Here is a 21,301-nt window from a genome sequence, read left to right as displayed (position 1 = left end):
TGCGATCTCGACACCGGATTCATCCTCATATTTCGTGATGACTGCTCCTTGGATCGTTGGTGTTGGATCACCGGTCTTTTCGTAAATGTAAGTAACCGTAGTTACCCCTTCGGTGTACAATCCTGTCGCATTGCTTGGAACAGTTTTGAGTGTGTAGCCGGAAATAGTCTTTTGTTCAGTCGTATAGGCAGTACCGAGTTCTCCACTTACAGCGTTGCGTCCTGCAATTTCATTATCAGATCCATCCACGTACTTGGTCACGACACTTCCTTGAATTGTTGGTGTCGGATCGCTTGTTTTTTCATAGGTATAAATGACTGTTATCGTTCCATCCAAATAAAAACCCGTAGCATTTCCTGGTATTCCTTGAATTGAGTATCCTGAAATCGTTTTCGGGATCGTCGTATAAGGTGTCCCCACTACCCCTTCAGATTCTTCACGATTGGAGAGTTCTTTTCCTGTTGTATCGACATATTTTGTCACAACTCTTCCTTGTACAGCAGCTTGTGCTTCCCATTTTGCAAAAAGAGTCATATCTGTTGTGACTAGTTGATCAAAATCCCATGCTTCGGTGAGTTGACTATCTTTGTACCAGCCTTTGAACGTAAAACCTTCCTTCACAGGATCAGCAGGTCTCAGTAATTTTTCGCCTTTCTCAATCGCTTGATCCATAAGTTCACTACCGCCATTGGTCTCAAAGTGAACCGTCACTTGTTCATTTCCTAAAAATTCATGCGCTATTGGACTATAACTGTAAATTGGTTCAATGACCCCATCTTTAGTTTCAGTTTGTGCATCGCGTCCGATAGACCAAAAAGATAATTGTCCGATCTTCTTTTCTTTAGCATGAGCAACCAAATCCTGCATTTGATCTTGTGTGAACGTTGGATGTCCTGCACGCGCTCCAATCAGCGGAGTGGAGCCGATTTTTTGGTAGGCTTGTTCATCAGTCAATGAGATACCTTGATACGTCTGAAAAAAATTTTTTACTTGGTTTTTCGTATTTTCTACTGCATCCTTTGATCCCTGCACATAGTCAGTAACACCTCCGCCGTAACACATGGTCATGATATTGACCAACTCCAACTTTACCCCTTCTTCCAGATAAGTTCTTAGAATACTTTGTCCTGATGCAATCAACCCTTGTGGCATCACAGGCAGAGTCAGCGTTACTTGTACACCCGTCTCATCTTGGATTCGTTTGATGGCTTGAGCGTTCGCCCTATTTTGAGCAACATCCATTCCACCACCTTCTATATCCAAGTCGATACGCGTTAGTGCGTAACCATTAATAATGTCACGATATGTATTCGTCAAGATAGTTACATCTTGAGTCATAGCCCAAAAAGCCGTCTTCGATGCACCCCCAAAAGAAACAGTGAAATCGCCGCCGCGTTCTCTAACTTCTCGAAGACTTCGCTTGATTCCTTGATACTGCGCATGACTGCTGCCTTCTCCTAATGCTGATAGTCCAGCCCATCCCCATTGTATCCGGTCCGATTCCATAGCTGATGCTTGAATAAAGCCAAGATTCAAATAATCAAATCCGGTATCGTTCATGAATGCTGCCAAATTCGGGGCACCATTGTAATGGTACCCAGCTTTAGTTACATAACTGCCCATGTCAAAATAAGGTGCCAAAACCGGACTCGGCCAGTTTTTCCCAACACCCACTCCGTAGTCACTTGCTCGAAAGCTTGGTTTTTGCAAATGATGTTGAATAGTTTGCTTTGTCTGTTCCTGTTGATTACTATCGGCTGCAAAAACTGATATTGGAAACAGAGGTCCCAACAAGAAAAGGGTAAAAAAAACACCTTTCACTGCGGTGCTCACCCTTAAACTCTTTTTCTTCTTTTTCATTTAAAATCTCCCATTTTCCCTATTAGAATACAGTTGCTATCTTTAAGCCATAACAACTGTATTCCTAATTTAACGTTTCAGTAGTGCTTTTAATTGATTTCTTCTAAAAATAAAGAAGATACTTCCTGTCAAGATCAGGCTTGTACCAATACAGATGATTTTGATCGTACCTGTTCCGCCAGTGAATGGTAATGGTGTTTCTTCTCGACTATTCTGAACTTGGATTTTCAATGCTGTCACATTGTTGTAAACAACGGTAAATTCATTGTGATCACTGCCTGTTCCACCGGTGTAATTAACTTGGAATCCAGTAAGCAATGTTTCCACTAACTTGTAGGATTTCCCATTCGTCAATACATCCGTCCAATCGTTGATCTGTTGAGTGTAACTGCTATCTTTATAAAAGACGATTGGTATTTCTGTATTTTTACTGCTAATATCTACTTTTCCATAAGCAGCCACTTGATTCGTTGCTTTGTCCACCAACGTAAATTCAAATGTGGTTGGGTTATTTAAGATACCCGTCCCTTTCACTTCTTTACTGGCTTCGAAAAGATACGTTGGCTTATCTTTGTGGTTGGTTGCGGACAATTCGATTTTGGTTGTATTGTCATAGGCGACGGTAAACTCATTGTGATCCGCTCCGCTCCCATTTTGATACGTTAGCTCGTACCCTTTTGAATCTTTTTCTACTAAACGATATTTTCCATTGTCTTTTAAAACTTTGTACCAATCACCATTGATCCGTGTCGTATACACCGCATCAGAATAAAATTCGATGTCCGTCGCTGTATTTTTTCCAGTGACTTGAACTTTCCCATACGCTACGGCTTTGTTACTATCGGACAAATCTTGGATTTCAAACTCAAATTCTTCCGAACTTGAATCAAAAGGTGCAGTTCCAGTAATTTTCTTTTCAGCGCCAAAATCGAACGCGATTTTGGTATTTTCTGCTGTTAGCAGTACCGCTGCCGTCTCACTACCATCAATAGTAAATTCCCCGGTGCCGTTTTCAAAACTGACTGTTGATTGATACCCTGGAGCAGGAGTGACTTCAACAAACCGATATTCTCCAGTTGGTAAATCCTTGAAAACAACTTTCCCGTCGGCATCCGTTGATCGTTGAACCGGCCCACCATCTAATGGTGTGAAATCTTGGTAGACACCTGCATTATTTTTTCGCTGCAGCTTGAAGACAGCACCTTCGATCAACTCGCCGTTTTCACTGTCTCTTTTCTCCAGTTCGACACTTTGAGGATCCCCTGAATCCGCACCACCACCAATGTGCTGGAATTTGACTTCGATATCTTGTGAAGATTCAGTGCCTTCATCCCATGTAAGATGAGCCGTATTCTTATAGGTGCCAGACTCTAAAACATTCGTATCAATCTCTACATACGGTGTCAGTACACTTTGCTCCGCTAACCCTGCTTTCAAATTACTGATTGCATTTCGTGTGGCTTCCTTAATATCTGTAGGCAGGCCAATTGAAGTCCATCCGGCCTTTCCATAATAGAAATCCCATGTCTGATTGTTTTTCAAAGTCACCCCATCAGATGGAAGATCCAAGAAATTAATGATCACTTTATCGCCATTGTTGCCCGAAGCACGGAAAATTCCGATAGTCGGCACTGTACAACCTTTGATCCGTGCTTGGAAGTCTTCCCACGTTTCACCCGGACTATTGGTTTCATTGGTGAATTGTCCTGTCAGCGTGTTCCAGTCTAATGCCTCCCACGTCAGTTGCCCTGCTGCATTCGCCTTGTAGATCGGGAACAATATGCGAATATCATCAACTTTTTGCTTTCCCTCTAATTCGTCAATAAAAATAACGTTAGATTTTTGTTCAACAGTTGCGATTTCTCCTTCAAAAAGTCGTTTGTAATCCGACTGGTTGATCTGGAAGTCCCAAGTAATTTTATTTTCTCCACTTACTTGCCAACCGTCTTTGAATATGATCCCTTTATCATCTTGTGTATATTCATCTACAGGCTGTCCAGGTCCTACTTCAATAGGTAGGGTTTCCCCATTGATTTTAATATCATTAGAGCCTGTTGTTTCCTTGGAGGCTTTTCCAGAGGCATCAAAATACCCCTCCAAAGTTTGTTTACTGGCACCATAGCTGTTCAATTCGAAAATAAATTTTCCATTTTTCAATGTTAATTCACCAATTTGTTGATTGGATTGATCGTAAATCGGTTTTGGTGTGTTCACATTTGTAAAATTGAAATACCCTGAAGGCAGTTGAATCTCAAACGTATCTCCTGCATGATAGTTTCCCAATACAGAAGTAATTTTCCATTCCACGTGGAAAATAACAGAGTCACCTACGTTAATGGATGGTGCCCCAGGAACCGGCACCCCATTGCTCACCACGGGTGAGTACACCCCATTTTTTCTAACCGAAACATCAAAGCCTCCTACTGTCCCGTTAGTGATTGTCGCTAATGGTCCTATCGAACCGGAAATTGGTGAAGTCAGGTCTGAAACATCTGTTTTGATTCCATATTCATATTCTTCAAATAGAAAAAGCTGACTCTTTGCTGTTTCTGCCAAGCTAAACGCCATAGCAATCTCTACCTGTTCTTTTTCTATTGGTTCCTTCCATTTAAGACGTATTCCCTCTTTTTGGATTGAAACAGCTGCCACTTCATTCTTGCAAGAAAGTTTCCTCGTTACTATTTCTTCTGGAAGCAGCAACGTGAGCCCTGAATCCGCTTCTGATACATCAACGGAAAATTCGGCATGATAGATTTCGTTCGGCATGAGCTCATCGACTTTTTGGCCTGTTTGATCTAGTACGTCTAATGCTGTGACGATCGGTTGCTCTTTTTCAACTTCACTTTTTGCAAGCACATTTTGTGGAATAATATCCGCAAACAATGACAGCGCAAAAAAAAGCGAGATTCCTCTTAATAAAAGTTTTTTCATCCTCGTTCTCCCTTTACTTAATCGATTTGCCCATTTTTACGCTTGTATCTCAGCAACACAAAACCTAGTAGAAAAACCATGAATCCACAAATTTGTATGGTTCGATTGATTCGATCATTGGTTTGCGGCAAGCTTTTTTTACTTGTTGCTTGTGCGCTAGTTGTTTGTTTACTGGAGCCCTGCGTATCAGGCAATCGATCTGGAGAAGACTCTTCCGTTGGTGCTTTAGTCAGTTGATTTTTAGGGTATAAATGAACCGTTTTACCCGCGTAGTTTTCGTCTAAAACCAGTACTGTATGAACACTAGAGACCTGTGACTGTATACTGTCTGTTTCCACGATCAAGTAGACTACTTGCTGCTGATTCTTAACCGAAGGCCCTGAAAATTCCCAAATTCCTTGCTCACCCTCAACTGTTGCAGTAACGCCTTGATCGATTAAGGAAAATTCAGCTGCCTGGTTGATCGACAGCTTTTGCATTTCCGCATAGATGGTTTCTTGATTTTTTCCTGCTTGTAGTGCTTCATAATAAGTATCGGTCACATCATACACAGAAAAAGAAACACCGTTTACCCCTGATGATTCCTTTAACATTTCTGATTGTGGATCCAATTCTTGTCCTTGGTTGTCAATTGTTCCCTTGATCTCCGTACTGAAGCCTCTTTTATGCAATACAATGGAGACTACTTCTTCTTTTGCAGAGACTTCTATTGGACCGAGTCCTTGAAACAAAACGAAAAAACATAGTAGCACTTTTAAATACGTTCGCTTCATCTTTTACTTGTCCTATCTTTTTCTTTATGAAAACATTGTTCATTGTCATTTCTTTATAGTTTCTATCTTTTTTTCTCTTTTTCGTTTTTTTTGATCCAAAAGGCAAAACATAAAAATGCAATCACCGCTGTAACTCCTAAGAGAATGTAAAAGGTCAATCTCCCTGTCTGTTGCCGATTGATCTTCTTGCTTTCCTTGTCCATCTTAGCTGTATAAGGAATGCGGTGTCCGGTGACTAACAACCGGTGTGTATTGACCATGTACGGGGTACAGGTCATGAGCGTCACGATGTCCCGCCCCTCTTCGATCGATAACCACGTCTTATCCGTTGGCTCGACCACGTCGATCTTATCGACTTTGTAGGCCAGCTTTTCATCAACTACATGCAAGATGAATGTGTCTCCAATTTTCAGCTCAGGCAGATCTGTAAAAAACTTTTTGTCAGGCAAGCCACGATGAGCGGAGATCACTGCATGAGTGTTCTTTCCGCCTAAAGGAAACGACGTCCCATTCAATAAGGCGGCACCTTCTTCCAAATACGTCTCACTAATTTGATCATAGATCGGAATGTTGACTTTGATTTTGGGAATCAAAATACTGCCGATAATGTGTTCAGTAAAGCTGTTTCCCTTTTTTGACTGGGTACCCTTTTCTTCAAACGGATCCATCACCGCAATCGCCTTCTGCTTTTTCAACGTTTGATTGTGGATTTTCATGCGCTGTTTCCGCTTTTCTGCTGTTCGCTTGTCTGTTTTTTCCTGGTAATACTCTAGGCGCTGTTGGTTGATGGCATGGTTCAACGAATCACTTACAAAAGGATACATGAGGATCAGCACACCCGCTAAAATCAATCCGGCCATAAAAAGATTGAGGCCGATTTCCAGTTTTTGATTGTTCTTAAATGGTTTTTTCATGCCTGTCCCTCTAATCCTTTTTATCCTTCATTCAAGCGTTCTTGCGCTAATTCTTTTTTTCTTTTCTTTCTCCGACGATACAGCCAATAAAAATAAAGCAAAAACAACAGAAGCAGCAGTACACCTAGTCCAATCAGCAACAGCTTGTGGTGATTGTCGACTTTCTTAATTTCTTCATCCAATTCTGCTGTATAGGGGATGCGGTGTCCTTTGACCAGCAAGCGATGGGAATTCACCATGTAGGGTGTACAGGTCATTAAGGTTACGATGTCCCGGCCTTCTTCGATCGTCAGCCAAGTCAGGTCCGTTGGTTCAATGACGGTTATCGACTCCACTTCATAGGCCAATTTTTTGTCGGCAACATTTAAGATAAAAGGATCTCCAATCGACATATCTGGCAAGTCCGTGAAGAACTTCTTGTCCGGCAGACCGCGATGGGCCGAAATCACTGCGTGCGTATTTTCACCGCCTAGAGGAAAGGAGGTTCCATTCAACAAGGCAGCTCCCTCTTCTAGGAATGGGTCATTGGTTTGATTATAGATCGGAATATTAATGCGGATTTTCGGAATAATAATATTCCCAATGATATAATCAGCAAATGAAGTCACCTTGACAGCTTCCCGGTTTTCTTCTTCGAAAGGATCCATGACAGCGATGTTCTTGGTTTTTTTCAGTTTTTTGTTGAACTCCTCCATCTGCTTTTCCCGATCCTTTTTGACTTTCTTATCCGTTTTGGTCTGATAGTAAGATAATCGCTGCTGATTGACGAACTGATTCAGTTCATCGCTCACCAAAGGATACAGCATCGCCAAAATGCCAAAAAGGATCAGACTTCCCATTAAAAAGCTGATCACTGCCTCGATTTTTTTGTTTTTTGGTTTCTTTTGTCGTTTTTGCTTCTTCGCCATTGTCATCCGCCCCATTACTTATCTGCATTACTTAAAATAAATTTTCGCTGAACCTGATTTATCCTGAATCTTTTTTTCATCTATTAAGATAAAAAAATAAAATAAGGAAGGAGTTGCCCCCTCCCTTATTCGTAAAACTAATTAAGCAGTAATCCGTTTTTTACCAAAGTAAGCAGCACCGATTGCAATTGAGATAATCCCTACTGCCATGATTGCTACGATTCCTTTTCCACCTGTAGATGGCAAGAATCCTTTACGTACGTTTGGTACGACTGTAGGAACAGTTGTTGTTTCAGTATATGTTCCTGGAGTACTAACGCCTGTTTCTCCGCCACAGAACACTTCGAATTCAATGCGGTCATCGATTTTTTCATAGCCAGTTGGAGGAACTGTTTCTTCCAACCAGTAAGTGCCGTTTTCTAACCCAGCAACTTCGAATTTACCGTCTGAATCAGATGTAAATACAGTTGCATCAGCTTCAACAGTTGTCCAAGAAATTTCTTTTGTTGTAGAATCAATTACCAAGTATTTCGCAGTATCTGAATCTGCATCGCGAACAACGAATTGTGCGCCTTCGATTGGGTTCTCAGTGTTTGAATCTTCCTTGATGAAGCGATGTCCGCCTGTACCAACTTCTGGAATTTCTGGACTTTCTATATCATGGAAGTCTGTCTCAACTTTTACCTCATTGATATACGCTGTGTCCATTGCTGCAGTATCATTCAAGTACATTTTGTAATCAAAACGCAATTCCCCATCGGTATTTTCCAAGTAGTTGATCCCTGCTTGAGTCAATTCAACAACAAATCCATCGTCTTCTTTGTCTACGATATTGTAGTGTGTTCCTTCAGTCAATGTTTTGCCTGAAGTCGTCGTCAATGTGTACGCTGCAGTATCATCAAATGTCAATTGAGTAGAATGCTTATCAATCAATTTGAATTTTGTATATGATGGTTTTTCTGATCCATCATCTGGATCAGTATAGGTTGAGTCAATATTCGTTGGAATATCTGAAATGATCCAGTAATCAACTCGCTCACCAACATTATGGTCATATTTCGTAGTGTTTTTGGTAATTTCAATTTCGGTCTCAGAAATCTGGTTCTTCGGATACAAATGAATATCAGTATTTTCTTCATCATTTGAATTTCTTACAGGCAACGCCAAGACCAAGTTGTGTGATTTTTGGCTTACGACTGTGTGTGAAGGTGTACCAGACTCTACGAATACATAAACAGCATCTTTACCGCCAGATGTACCTGGTAGACTTGAAAATAGAGCTTCACCGTCTGTATCTGTTTTTTGTGTATCTACTTTTACAGCTGCTGGAGTTGTTGTTGGCATTGTTCCGGTGGTTCCTTGAACAGCTGCCACTGCTGCTGCCGCTGCTGCCGCATGGTTATTCCCAGTAAAAGTTGCTGCATAGGCTGCGTGGTATGCTGCAGTGACATCGTACACATCGAAGGTCACACCTTCTAACGGATCATTGGCTCCCCATGTAGCTTCCGCGTCCATTTCTTCACCAGTATTTTCGATGTTGCCTGGCATTGTTTCGAATTTCAACTTGTGCAGGGTCACATCAACATCTGTTGCTGCATGTGCATCAAGCCCCCCACCCAACGCTAATCCGGATGTAGCGACCATCGCCACTGCCGCAACGCGGATCATTTTCCATAACTTTTTAAAACTCATTTTCTTTCCTCCTAAGTTTTTTATTTATTGATACCAATCCATGATTGGTTATCACGTGAATAATAGTTGCTGATCGATCAGTGCTTATCTACTCCAGTTCAAAAAAGAAGTCCAAAATCAGCTATTAGAGCAATAATCCCTACTTCCCTCCTCCGCTGTTTTTCATTGAGGGATACCCGTGTTCGGTTACCTCTCGTTATGTGCGCCATTCCTCTCACCTTTGCTGGCTTCTCTGTCAAACAATCATTCATTTTCATATTTTTGCTTACGTGCATGCACTAAGAGTATTCCCGCCAGAAATAGCACCATCCCTCCCATAGCCAACCATTGATTGATTTGATCATTGGTTTGAGGCAGATTTCCTCTGGTCGTCGTAGATGTTTTGGGCGTTGTTCCTTGTGTATTCGGCAAGCCTGGCCGCGTAGGAGTCTCTGACGGTGGCGTACTTTCAAGCGGCGGCTCTGGTTCATCCAATAGAATATTTTTGGGATACAGATGAATGTGCTGTCCTGCCTGGCTGTCATCTAACACCAGCAGGATTGGCAGACTGGATTCAATCTCTGTTTCCTCACTGGCTGTTTCAATAATCAGATAGGCAGTTGGCTCAATCTGCGTCGCTGCCGTAAATGTCCATAGCCCCTCTTCTTGATCCACTGTTGAAGTCGTGCCTTGTGCAACCACGGGGCGTTGCAGTTCTTCCAATTGTTCAACCGTCATCTGCGCCATTTTTTGCTTGATTTCGTTTTCTGTAAGGCCTTGAGCAAGTTCGTTGTTGTATTCTTCTGTCACGTCATACACGGAAAAGGAAACACCGTTCACGCCCTGCGCTCCTTTGAATACAGCATCCTCGGGATCTAGCAGCTGACCCTCGTTGTTGATCTCTGTATTGATGACTCCATCAAAGCCTTTTTTGTGCAAGGTAATGGTTGCTTGGCCAGCAGCGAGGCTGGGAATTAAGGCTGTATTCAACATCATCAAAAGACTGAGTAACGTTAAACCTGCGAGTATCACGATCTTTTTCACAAGCTCTTCCCTCCCATCTTCCGACGAAATTGCAAGTAGCCAACTCCTGCCAATCCGATCAAAATGATGACAACTGCAATTCGGTTCATGATGCCGGCCCATGGACTACCAGTACTTGGTAAATGTCCTTTCCGCTGGTTTTCGATAACTACCTGGCTGTCGCCTACCAGCTTTCCGTCCTTGACTTCAAACCAGTGCTTCTCGTCGGATTGTTCGTAACCAGTCGGAGCTTGCGTTTCTTTTAGGTAATAGCGACCATCGGGAAGCTTCACCAACACGATTTTTCCATCGTTGTTGGTTGTATAAGTTTTCGCTGTTCCGCCTGTCTTATAGACTTCGTTTAGTACTTGATCCGCATCGTTATACAACTGGAAGGAAGCTCCTGGCAAAACATCTCCGGTATTGCTGTCTTTTTTAATGATTTCGATCTCAGACGGTTCGTTTTCCATCGTGATCGAAGGCGTCGTCATTGCAATAATGTCGTTTTTCGACAGGTCGATCTCCTGCTCTGTCTCATCCAATTGGTAGCCTGGCGGTGCTTCGACCTCTTGGAAAAAGTAGGTTCCTTCTAAAAGATTGTCGACCGTGATCTTGCCATCTGGTGTGTCCGTTGTTAAGCGGGTAGCATCTGCTTTGTTCGTGACCCAAGTAATCGTACTGCCTGTTAACTTGTAATACTGCGGGGTTCCACCGCCATCTTTTTTATAGAGGACAAATTTTGCATCCGGCAAGGGTGTCGTCTTGTCTTGGTCTTTCTTAAACAGACGGATCGAACCAACAGCTGGGTTATTCTTCATTGTCAGCTCCAGCACTTGATTGTGCGTGTCCAATGGATCGCCAACGATCTTGTTTTCATCTGGATTATCGCTGAGCATATGACCCGGCGGTGCCTGCGTTTCAATCAGGTAATAGGTGTCCAGCGGCAGTCCAGTGATCTTTAGTTTCCCCTTTTCAGCGGTGGCACCCGTGTCTTCTTCAAAAAGATATTTTTTTTCGTTTTTGTCATACACGTACTTGTAGCACTTGCCTGTCTCAAACTCATAGCCTGCTTCCAGCTCGCTGTCGTCGGAGGCTTTATGCAGGGTGAACTTTGCACCATTGAGCAGCTCCGTCTCAGCCTGGTTCTTTTTAGTCAGGATCAGTGATCCTTCTGAGCGGTAGTTGTCGGCAACAAGCTCAATCAATTGATTAACATCAGGACCCTCTGAATAAGGGGTGATTCGAAAATAGTGCCATTCATCATCATCTATGCCATCATCTGGCTCAAAGGTTACCTTGTTTTGATAGCCGGCATTCGGATTGTTGATTTCCTTGATTCGGTAGTCTCCTTCTCTAATTCCATATAAGGTGATTTTCCCCTCATCATCCGTCTTGACTGTTTCAAAATCGTAATACGAAACCAATCCTTTTGTTTGAACCAGGAACTCGACATTCGCTAAAGCTTTTCCAGTTTCATGGTCTTTCTTTTCTAACGTGACTGTTCCGCGGTTTACAGGACTGACCCCGCCGCCCCAGTCAGGGACAAAAACGTCTACGGAACTTGAGTTTGAAGCTTCTCCTTTGTTTTCCCAAGTGATCGAAGCGTCATTCGAAACTTCTGATTGGTTTATCATCGCTTTGGTGATGACTGAAAAGTGCAGACCATAGACACCCTTTTCTTGTTTGGCAAACAGCTTTGAATACACATCCATCGTCTTATCTGCTTCTGCTTGAGTAATTTTCCCAGCTGCTTTCGCTATGTCTACCATCTGCTGGACTTGGGCCAATGGATCACCAGCCAAGACAAACCCCTTCGTTGGATCATCTGGGGTGCTGTTGGGCACTTCGCCAAAGTTGATGATCAGCTTATTTCCTATCGCATCATATTTTTCAGCATCTGTTACTCCATAACACGGAACATTGGTTTCCGCTTTGATCCGATTTTCAAAGTCGGCATTCGTCTCGTTTACGCCCTGTACCAGTTTTCGAAAATACTCCACGCCATTTGACTCAAAGGGCAGAAACCCTAGATATCCGTCTTCCTTCATGCCTCCAGCGGGATCTGCCGCATGGATGAACATCGTCGGTACGCCCATATGAGAGAATTTAAGTCCTGGATCCAGAACATCCTCGAAAATCACTTTTTCTTTTTTTTCCGGCAATGTGCCATCTTCAAAAGCTTTGTAGTAGCTGTCATAGAACAAATCAAAATCCCAAGTAATCGTTCGATCATTCGCGGATCCATATTTTACAACTGGCGAATCGCCAGGTTCATGAATTCCAGGGATGCCAGGTTTGCTATCTCCTCCTACAACAATGGGGATCGAACCGACTTGGTTTGTCCCGCCCTCCACTGGATGGCCTGATTGATTGAATCGTCCATTGGCATAGAGATACCCGTCATTTAGTGCCATATAACCATTAATTTTTGAATTAAAATCAATTCTGGCGTAGGATTTACCACCCGAAAAACCGGTATTGATCGTACCGATAACCTCTCCGTTAAACATCAGGTATTGATTCTTGATGGTCGTAAAGTCAACTACGTCTGGCAGTTCGAAAATAATATGATCGCCAGCAGTCAGTACATGATTCTTGTCTATATCCAGTTCAAAAGTAAAATTGTAATAAACCTCGTGATAAGTAGTCACTTCTGGCTGAGGTTCGATTTTTACCCCGTTTTCGATAATATAGACATTTTCCGTCCCGCCGCCTTCTTTAGACACCTTGTAATAAATGTTTTCGAGGCGGATATCGAGCAGCTCTGTGATATTCGTCCCGGCCTGTGGACCAATCCCTCGTGCTTTTTTTGGCAATACTCGTTCAAGAGGGGTGACTCCTCCAATTGGTTTGGCAACCTCAGGTGCTGTCTCCTTCTCCACGGCCAACTCGCAGTCAATTTCGTCAAAGAAGGTCAACTTGACTGTTTCTTTCTTGAACAAGTCTTCCTTCAGTTTGAAACGAAAGGGAACAGCCAGTTCTTCCATCTCCAGAATGGTTTTGCTGGGGAAGGTCAGTGTAATCTCTGTTTCAGAGACCGTCACTATACCGTCCGCTCCGATCTTGAAGTCCTTGGCTTCTGGTTCGACCTCTTTTGGCAAAGGGAGTGTGATTTTTTTCTTGCCCTTTTGTTCCAGCACATTCAGCATGATTTTGGCATTTGCAGTTAGTGTTTCTTCTTTTTGAACAGGATTCTCTACAGTGATCACAGCGTCATCCTCGTGTGTGATGTCTAACGCTGTGATTTGGTGCTCTATATTTGATGTTGAAGATGTGCTTGTTGCCGCTGCTGTCGCAAACCCTGTCAGCTGTTGACAGATGATTAACGCAGCGACTAAGCATAACCCTAACTTTTTCACTTTCTTTTCATCTCCCTCTTTCCCCCTATTCTATGTGATGAATCATTGGTGAAATCATCTATCTTTTATTGGTGTGCCTTCCAGCAATGACTCTACATTCAAATATTTATAAAATGAGGGCGTTAACATATAGCCCTTTCCCCATACCGTTTGAATGAGTTCTTCATAAATTCTGGCTTCTCTAAACCGATTCTTGATTCGTTTGATTAGGCTCGACAGCTGAACTTTTTTCGAATTGGTGATCTCACATTCCCAAAGGTTTGAGCAAAGCTCATCACGTGAGTATAATTTTCCTTCTTCCTTCATCAGCAGCTGCAGCATTTTTTTCTCATACGGAGTTAACGGAAAATTCTCTATTGGAATTTTTTCTCTGGATTCTTTACTCCCCACAATGTAGGGATGAAGAGTCATCTTGTAGCTGCTTCGTTCAACGTTGGCTGCTTGCGGATTTGCTTGTTCATTCGTTTGGATAAGCAGTTCTCTCAACCCTTCTACCGTTACTCCTTTTGTAATCCAGCCTCTGACTCCCTGGTCATACCACCGATCTGTTTCTACCCGTTCCGGTCGTCTATCCGCCTTTCGAAAGATCATATGACGTTTTGGCTGGAACTTTTCCAGGAATTGAAGCACTTCACTATCGCTAAGTGTCTCGTCAAAAATCACGACTTGAAAAAAGTCAATCAGAGTCTGTTCTGAAGCCGGTAGACCAAATGGCTGCAGCAAGCTGCTGGAAACGAACACTTCATGATTCAATCGTTGCAGCTGTTCCTGCAATGTTTGTTCAACCAGGATGTTTTTGGTCAACACTAGAATCTGCATCTCCTTGCCACCCCTTTTGTTTTAGTCATCGTTGTTCACTCCATTTCATGTATTCGTCAGTTCTTGCTGTTTATGCTAATTTCCCTTAAATATGGCAAAATAAAAGAGCAAAAACGAGGAATTTCGTTAAAAATCGCCTTGCTGCTGCTGTTTTTCATTAAAACCCAAAATTTTAATAATAAATAAACACACTTACTGGTTTAATCATAGCACCAGCAAGTGTGTTTCCTTTTTATTTGTAATAATTAGACTAGTTTCTTGTTAAATTTAATCTTCAAAAAAAGTAATTTCCAATATAAATCGATTTTCTATCCAAGAATAATCAATTTTCCCTGCATATTTTTGAACAATTTCTAAAATACTTTTCATTCCAAATCCATGCATTTGCTTCTCTTTTTTTCTTGTTCTAAACGATTGATGGGTGCCATCCGTAGTATTCTCGAGTCGGATGGCGAGGCATCCGTGCCGTTGAACCATGCGGAAGGAAATCTGCTTTTCTTCCTGACAGTAATCGCAAGCTTCTAAGGCATTGTCAAAAAGATTGCCGATCAGCGCAATCAAATCCCTTTCCTCCAGGCTCAATACGGGAGGAATCTCAATGGTCACTGAACACGCCACACCCGCCTCTTGTCCTCGTCGATACTTATGCCCCACAATGATATTTACTGCTTCATGGTCTGTGAAATGCTGATTTTGAACCTGATCGATCTCATCCAACATGCCGTCAACGTGCTGGATAATCAGACTTCGAGGCTTCTTTTCCACTTGCCCGCGCAAATGGATCAGCTGGTGCTTCATGTCATGCCGCAGAATTTGGATTTTTTGCTGATAGGCTTCAATTTGATCATAATGATCCTTCATCAATCGATTTTTCTCTTCATCCAAGCGATAGCTATGGATTTTTCGTGAAGTATCCTCGACTATTCGAAAATAAATAAAAAATAGGATCAACACTATGGAAAAAATCCCCACTGAAATAAAATTTTCCCGCAAAACTAACGTGAATCCCAAAAAAATACACAAAACAATGATACTCGTATGGATTGCCATAATCTTTTTTGAGAGATAGCTATGCTTACCTAGCCTTGCTCGCCAGATAAGACAAGTAATGAGCAGCATGATATATGAAGTAATCGCGCCTGAGTCCCATTCTACTAAAACCAGCTGAGTTGTTCGTTCATTGCCCACAAAATACAATACCGCTCCCCACATTAGCGTTTCTGAAATAGTGATGACCGAAAGATAGAAAAACCCCAAAAAGAGTTTTAGATGGATTTTTCCAGCAAAAAAACGCATATTGCTTAAAAAAAAGAGATAGGATATGCTATAGAACAGCACAGCTCGAAATGAACTAGGAGCAAGAATGGTCAATAAATAATTATTAAGCACTCGATAGCAGAAGATAGTAATCAATATGCCAGAAAAAACCCTCTTTTTATTGAACCCTGTCTTTATTGGCAAAAAGCTGACACCCAAAAGATAATGAACCAATCCCGTCGTTATCAAAAAAGCAGGTTTTACCAACAAGATTTCCCCTAAACCCATTTTTATCCCCCCGGTCGATAAAATAGATAACTGCGAAACGCGTGATGAAAGGAGGTCTGATACCTCTTACTGATCGAAAGTGCCACACCACATCGCATCACGATTTCCTTGCTAGTCACATGCTGCAGATAATCCAGGTTTACGAGATACGACTGATGAATCCGGATAAATTGAGTTTCGTCGACCTGCTTCATCACTTCATTCAGTGAACTGTAGAACGAAAAGATTTCCCCATTGGCTTTATGGATATTGATTTTTCTGCCAATGCTTTCAAAATATTCGATCTCCGAGAACAGCACCGTATGGATTTTCTTCCGTACTGTGAATTGAAAGCACTTCTTTCTCTTCAGCAGATAATCATAGGCAGAATCCAGCACTTCCAGCACTTTTTCTTTTTGAAGGGGCTTCACCAAATAATGAAAGGCTCGAACATCAAATGCTTTAACCATCATACTTTCATGGCAGGTCACGAAAATAATCAGGGCTTCGATATCTCTTCTGCGAAAAATAGACGCTAACCGAATACCGTCGATCCCATCCATTTCAATATCCAGTAAATAAATGTGAAATGTTCGTTCGTTTTCTTCCAGGTACTGCAGCAGCTCCTCTCCTGAATAAAAAACGTCGCAATCAAATACTCCGCTTGAACCGATAGATGATTGTTCCACATATTTTTCTAATTCTTGACAAAATAAGCGATCATCATCGCAAATTGCGATATTCATACCCTTTCCCTCCCCAAAGAAAAATCACATTTCCCATTATCAACAAAATTAAAAATCGATAATCTAAGTTTTTTATTATTTATTTAACATTAATTACTAATCAAAAACATAATATCACAATAATTCAACTATTTTGTTATATTTTTTTAACAAATTGAATTATTGCGCCGTATCTACCACTTTTTTTGTTATTCCAATTGTTTTTACAAAGTAATTCTTTATTATTTATAATTATAGAAAGAGAAAAATTGCTTTAATACAAGTAATCTAATTATCAAATTCATTTTTCGTTATTTTTATTTGTAAAATTTTTATTTAAGAATTATGAAAATCTAGTCTCACGAAAGGTTCTTTATCAGTCAATTTTGTATCATTTATGAATTTGACAAGGAATGACCAAATTAGTACAGGAAGACTGTCTCTTTCTAACAGGCCTAATTTGTTCCCTGCGGCTATTTCAATCAGATTCTAAATAACACATATCACTTATTGTTAGTTGGGGGATTTCGAAACTCATCCTTTCTGAGCTTCGTCCATCGAATCGTGCGTCATTGATCGTTTTTTTCGTACTGACCATAAAGGTTGAACCCATTGCATATCAGCCTTCCTAACAGATATTATTACTGATATGCAGCTAGATTATGCCGTTTTCGCATATCATCCTCTTTAACGGTATCATGGTTATGTCTCAGTCTTTTTTTAATTTGATGATTCGTAAAAAACAACACATAGCAACTTATTTTAAAACATCTCGTCCTTTGGTTTTGTTGAGTTTAGCGTGTAAAGCTTATTTTGATGAAATACAATAAATTGCATCTGTCTCTTTTGCACAATTCAGCAAAATAATTGCATCAATTCCCAGATATGAACTACTTGTTCTGTCTTCGCCATGATAAAATAATCAAGAAGAAGAATGAGGAGTTTTTTTAATGATTAATACGCATGAGTTATACGAGAAATTAGAGCTTTCGCCAGTCGTGGCTGCGGTAAAAAATGAAGAGGAATTGAGAGAAGCTTTGACCACAGATGTCGAAGTGGTTTTTGTCCTGCAATCGCATCTAATGCAGCTGCAGGATTTGGCGGAAAAAATCAAGGCGAGCGGTAAAGTCGCGATCCTGCATGTTGATTTAGTCAAAGGGCTGTCTTCTGACGAATCGGCAATCGATTATATCAAGCAATGCACGTCCTTTGACGGAATCATTTCCACTAAGTCGGCGATCGTACGTTATGCCAAGCGGCAACAGCTATTGGTGATCCAACGTTTTTTCCTGCTGGACTCTTCTGCTTTAGAAAATGTAGAGCGGCAGCTGCTGCATACAGAGGCTGATTTGGTAGAGGTGTTGCCGAACGTTTCTCCTAAAATCATCAAGGAACTGGTCAAACAATCTAGAAAACCCTTGATCGTCGGGGGGTTGATCCGCGACAAGGAAGATATCATGGGGGCCTTAGGGGCTGGCGGTCTAGCTGTTTCGACCACAAAAGGAACTGTCTGGTCCGTCTAAGTATTGTTGGCTTGGTTTAAAGGTGTTATAATACAAGTAACTAAATACGTGCTAGAGAAAAAAAGAGTATAGCAGCAAACGTCAACAACCATTGGCGTCTGTTTTCTATACTCTTTTTTTCGCGTGGAGTGTGGGAGGTATTGAAGAAGTAAGGAGGAAAAAAGATGTACGATGTGATCGTTATCGGGTGCGGAATCGTCGGTGCGGCGACCGCCTATGAATTGAGTCGGTATCAATTAAAAACCCTGGTGCTGGAAGCAGAAAATGATGTGAGTCTGGGAGCTACTCGTGCCAACAGTGCGATTCTCCATGCAGGGTTCGATCCAGAACCAGAAAGTTTAATGGCCAAACTAAATGTAGAAGGTGCGCAGCGGGCTAAGGAGTTGTGCCAGAAATTGTCGGTTCACTACAACCAGGTCGGTTCGTTGGTAGTGGCTTTTTCTGAAGAAGACCAAGCGGTGATCGAGGAGCTGTACGATCGCGGCGTCAAAAACGGTGTGCCTGATTTGGCATTGCTGAATAAGGAAGAACTGTTGGCAAAGGAGCCCAACCTCTCTTCAAAAGTAGTCGGTGCTCTGTATGCCCCTAGTGCCGCCATTGTTAACCCATGGGAATTATGCTTGGCATTGTCAGAAACAGCAGTCAAAAATGGTGTTGAGCTGGCGTTGAATCAACAAGTGACCGCCATCAACAAACTAGAAGAAGGCTACGAAATTATTACCAATCAACAGACGTACCAAACAAAATTTGTTTTTAACGCAGCTGGCGTTCACTCTGACGAGATCCACAACTTCGTGGCTGAGCCGAATTTTGAGATCACGCCAGTTCGCGGCGAATACTACCTGTTGGATAAATCAGAAGGCGCTGTGGTCAACCATGTCATCTTCCAATGCCCTTCAAGTGTCGGAAAAGGTGTTTTGATCAGTCCGACTGTTCATGGCAATTTGATCGTTGGACCGAATGCCGAGGCTGTCTCTAAGGAAGATGTCGACAACGGGATTGGTTCAGGCAGTACCTCTTCAGGTCTTAAACAAGTAGCAGAATTGGCCGCGAGATCGGTAGAAAACCTGAATTTAAGACAATCCATCCGTAATTTTTCCGGCATCCGTGCCAACAGTACCGGAAAGGATTTTGTGATCCAAGAAGCAGCCCCAGGCTTTATCGACTTGGCAGGCATCAAATCACCTGGTTTGACTGCTGCTCCAGCGATTGCTGCTTATGGGGTCGACCTATTGGAAAAAACGACGGGACAAGCTTTTTCCTTGAAGGAGTCCTTTATCGATACTCGCGAAAAAATCGTGTTTCAGGAATTAACAATGGAAGAAAAAAATCAAGTGATTAAACAGGATCCAACTTACGGCAGAGTGATTTGCCGCTGTGAAACAGTAACGGAGGGCGAAATTCGAGCAGCCGCTCATTCCCCGATCACCCCTCCTTCTGTCGATGCTGTTAAACGTCGCTGCAATGCTGGCATGGGACGGTGCCAAGGCGGCTTTTGCGGACCTAGAGTCGTCGAGATTTTAGCAGATGAACTGGGCAAATCACCGTTAGAGATTTTGCAGGATCGAGAAGGCAGCTACATTCTGTCTGGAGTGACCAAAGGAGGTGTTGACCATGCGTGAGTTGATCATCATTGGCGGAGGCCCGGCTGGCTTGGCTGCGGCTGTCGCTGCTTATGAAAAAGGCGTTAGGGATATTCTGATCGTGGAAAGAGATCAAAAGCTTGGCGGAATTCTAAACCAGTGCATCCACAACGGATTTGGCCTGCATCGCTTCAAAGAAGAACTGACGGGTCCTGAATATGCGGCCCGCTTCATCGATATGCTGAAGGATACAACGGTCGAAATCTTTTTAGACACGATGGTTTTAGATGTCACCGAAGACAAAGAGGTGCATCTTGTCAACAAGCAAAACGGCTATCAGATCCTCCAAGCAGCATCAATCATTTTTGCAATGGGCTGCCGTGAACGGACTCGAGGCGCGATCGGGATTCCAGGCAGTCGGCCTGCAGGTGTCTTTACCGCGGGTACGGCACAACGCTACGTCAATATGGAAGGCTACATGGTAGGAAAAAGAGTCGTCATTTTGGGTTCAGGCGATATTGGATTGATTATGGCGCGCAGAATGACGCTGGAGGGTGCTGAGGTGTTGGCTTGTGTAGAAGTCATGCCTTACTCAGGCGGACTGACGAGAAACATCGTTCAGTGCTTGGATGACTATGATATTCCATTGTATCTATCCCATACCATTACCGAAGTTTGCGGTAAATCTCGCGTTGAAGCGGTAGTTGTTTCCGAAGTAGATGAAAAACGGCAGCCAATCGCTGGAACCGAACAAACCTTTGAGTGCGATACGGTGCTGCTGTCGGTTGGTCTTGTGCCAGAAAACGAACTGAGCCGCAGTGCCGGCGTTGTCTTGGACAGACAAACCAATGGAGCGATCGTTTATGAAAATATGGAAACCTCGATCCCGGGTATTTTTGCCTGTGGGAATGTTGTCCATGTTCACGATTTGGTCGATTTCGTTTCCGCTGAAAGCACTCGTGCCGGAGAAGCCGCTGCAGAGTATATTTTGCAGCAAAATACCTTGGATCAGGAAGCCTGTTTGTCTGTGAAAAATGGAGAGCACGTGACCTACGTCGTTCCTCAAAAGATTCGCAAAGCAAACATGGGCAAAAAAGTCGAGCTGTTCTTCAGGGTTAATAAAGTCTTTGACGACAGTCTGATCACTATCAAATGTCAAGGCGAAGTCGTGGCCAAACAAAAGAAAAGCTACATCGTGCCCGGAGAGATGGAAAAATTCAAACTGTCTAAGAAAATGATGGACAAGATCAACAGCAATGAAATCGAAGTCTGTGTGGAGGAGGTCGTACAACCATGAAACAATTTATTTGCATCATGTGCCCCAAAGGCTGTCACTTAACCGTCGATGAAGACAATGAGTACCAAGTCAGCGGCTACAGCTGCAGCAAGGGTGTGAAATACGGAAAAGCGGAAGCCACGAACCCTATTCGTGTCGTGACCTCGACCGTTGTCGTGAAGGATGGAGAGTCTCGCCGCTGTTCGGTAAAAACAGCCGATGGGATTCCCAAACACGCGGTAAAAGACGCCATGAAAATCATCGATACCGTCTGTCTGCAGGCACCTGTAGCAATTGGTGATGTGGCTGTTGAAAACCTGCTGGATACAGGAATCGACGTTGTTGTGACCAGTTCTGTTCAAGCAAGCTGACACTTCAAAAAAGCAAGCGCATCCGTGTAAAAAGATGCGCT

At 42.5% G+C, this 21,301-nt stretch carries 15 protein-coding genes; 4 read left to right on the top strand and 11 right to left on the bottom strand.

Translation table 11 applies throughout. The annotated features are described in order from the left end of the window. The 11 genes from NRIC_RS13260 to NRIC_RS13210 all read right to left on the bottom strand — a co-directional run. On the bottom strand, nucleotides 1-1,860 hold a 1,860-nt coding region (locus NRIC_RS13260), incomplete at its 3' end, for a MucBP domain-containing protein (RefSeq protein WP_175580095.1). Between the two features lie 69 nt (nucleotides 1,861-1,929). After that, nucleotides 1,930-4,791 carry an MSCRAMM family protein gene (locus NRIC_RS13255; protein ID WP_146623180.1) on the bottom strand — a complete coding sequence of 954 codons (2,862 nt, stop codon included), beginning with the start codon at nucleotides 4,789-4,791 and terminating at the stop codon, nucleotides 1,930-1,932. Nucleotides 4,792-4,808: 17 nt separating this feature from the next. Further along, a complete protein-coding gene (locus tag NRIC_RS13250) occupies nucleotides 4,809-5,564 on the bottom strand; it encodes a pilin N-terminal domain-containing protein (RefSeq protein ID WP_146623179.1) in 756 nt (251 codons plus the stop codon). 62 nt (nucleotides 5,565-5,626) lie between these two features. Continuing rightward, a complete protein-coding gene (locus NRIC_RS13245) occupies nucleotides 5,627-6,478 on the bottom strand; it encodes a class C sortase (RefSeq protein WP_146623178.1) in 852 nt (283 codons plus the stop codon). A 20-nt stretch (nucleotides 6,479-6,498) separates the two neighbouring features. Beyond that, entirely contained in the window at nucleotides 6,499-7,386 is an 888-nt protein-coding gene (locus tag NRIC_RS13240; RefSeq protein WP_175580094.1) for a class C sortase, read from the bottom strand. 141 nt (nucleotides 7,387-7,527) lie between these two features. Further along, nucleotides 7,528-9,078, bottom strand: coding sequence for a SpaH/EbpB family LPXTG-anchored major pilin (locus NRIC_RS13235; protein WP_146623176.1), 1,551 nt, complete (start codon nucleotides 9,076-9,078; stop codon nucleotides 7,528-7,530). Between the two features lie 243 nt (nucleotides 9,079-9,321). Further along, nucleotides 9,322-10,101, bottom strand: a complete 780-nt coding sequence (locus tag NRIC_RS13230) for a pilin N-terminal domain-containing protein (RefSeq protein ID WP_175580093.1) — start codon at nucleotides 10,099-10,101, stop codon at nucleotides 9,322-9,324. Beyond that, nucleotides 10,098-13,439, bottom strand: a complete 3,342-nt coding sequence (locus tag NRIC_RS13225; protein ID WP_146623174.1) for an MSCRAMM family protein — start codon at nucleotides 13,437-13,439, stop codon at nucleotides 10,098-10,100. Before NRIC_RS13225 ends, NRIC_RS13230 begins: the two co-directional genes overlap by 4 nt. Nucleotides 13,440-13,493: 54 nt before the next feature. Next, nucleotides 13,494-14,258 carry a winged helix-turn-helix domain-containing protein gene (locus NRIC_RS13220; protein WP_146623173.1) on the bottom strand — a complete coding sequence of 255 codons (765 nt, stop codon included), beginning with the start codon at nucleotides 14,256-14,258 and terminating at the stop codon, nucleotides 13,494-13,496. A gap of 267 nt (nucleotides 14,259-14,525) precedes the next feature. After that, a complete protein-coding gene (locus tag NRIC_RS13215) occupies nucleotides 14,526-15,803 on the bottom strand; it encodes an ATP-binding protein (RefSeq protein WP_146623172.1) in 1,278 nt (425 codons plus the stop codon). A gap of 2 nt (nucleotides 15,804-15,805) precedes the next feature. After that, nucleotides 15,806-16,528, bottom strand: coding sequence for a LytR/AlgR family response regulator transcription factor (locus tag NRIC_RS13210; RefSeq protein ID WP_146623171.1), 723 nt, complete (start codon nucleotides 16,526-16,528; stop codon nucleotides 15,806-15,808). A gap of 929 nt (nucleotides 16,529-17,457) precedes the next feature. Between NRIC_RS13210 and NRIC_RS13205 the strand changes: the two genes are divergently transcribed. The 4 genes from NRIC_RS13205 to NRIC_RS13190 all read left to right on the top strand — a co-directional run bounded on the left by NRIC_RS13205 (nucleotide 17,458) and on the right by NRIC_RS13190 (nucleotide 21,260). Then, complete coding sequence (locus NRIC_RS13205; protein WP_227873801.1) at nucleotides 17,458-18,030, top strand: glycerol-3-phosphate responsive antiterminator; 573 nt, start codon at nucleotides 17,458-17,460, stop codon at nucleotides 18,028-18,030. A 164-nt stretch (nucleotides 18,031-18,194) separates the two neighbouring features. After that, on the top strand, nucleotides 18,195-19,652 hold the full coding sequence (locus NRIC_RS13200) for an NAD(P)/FAD-dependent oxidoreductase (RefSeq protein WP_146623170.1): 1,458 nt from the start codon (nucleotides 18,195-18,197) through the stop codon (nucleotides 19,650-19,652). Next, the gene (locus tag NRIC_RS13195; RefSeq protein ID WP_146623169.1) at nucleotides 19,645-20,910 is read left to right on the top strand and encodes an NAD(P)/FAD-dependent oxidoreductase; all 1,266 of its coding nucleotides are present in this window, start codon (nucleotides 19,645-19,647) and stop codon (nucleotides 20,908-20,910) included. Before NRIC_RS13200 ends, NRIC_RS13195 begins: the two co-directional genes overlap by 8 nt. Continuing rightward, nucleotides 20,907-21,260 carry a DUF1667 domain-containing protein gene (locus NRIC_RS13190; RefSeq protein WP_146623168.1) on the top strand — a complete coding sequence of 118 codons (354 nt, stop codon included), beginning with the start codon at nucleotides 20,907-20,909 and terminating at the stop codon, nucleotides 21,258-21,260. The genes NRIC_RS13195 and NRIC_RS13190 overlap by 4 nt, the downstream gene beginning before the upstream one ends. Nucleotides 21,261-21,301 lie beyond the last annotated feature (41 nt).

Origin of the sequence: Enterococcus florum, from assembly GCF_004309355.1 — a bacterium.
Taxonomy (GTDB): Bacteria; Bacillota; Bacilli; order Lactobacillales; family Enterococcaceae; genus Enterococcus_A; species Enterococcus_A florum.
The sequence above is the reverse complement of the archived record's forward strand: the minus strand, read 5'-3'. Positions and strand labels throughout refer to the sequence as shown.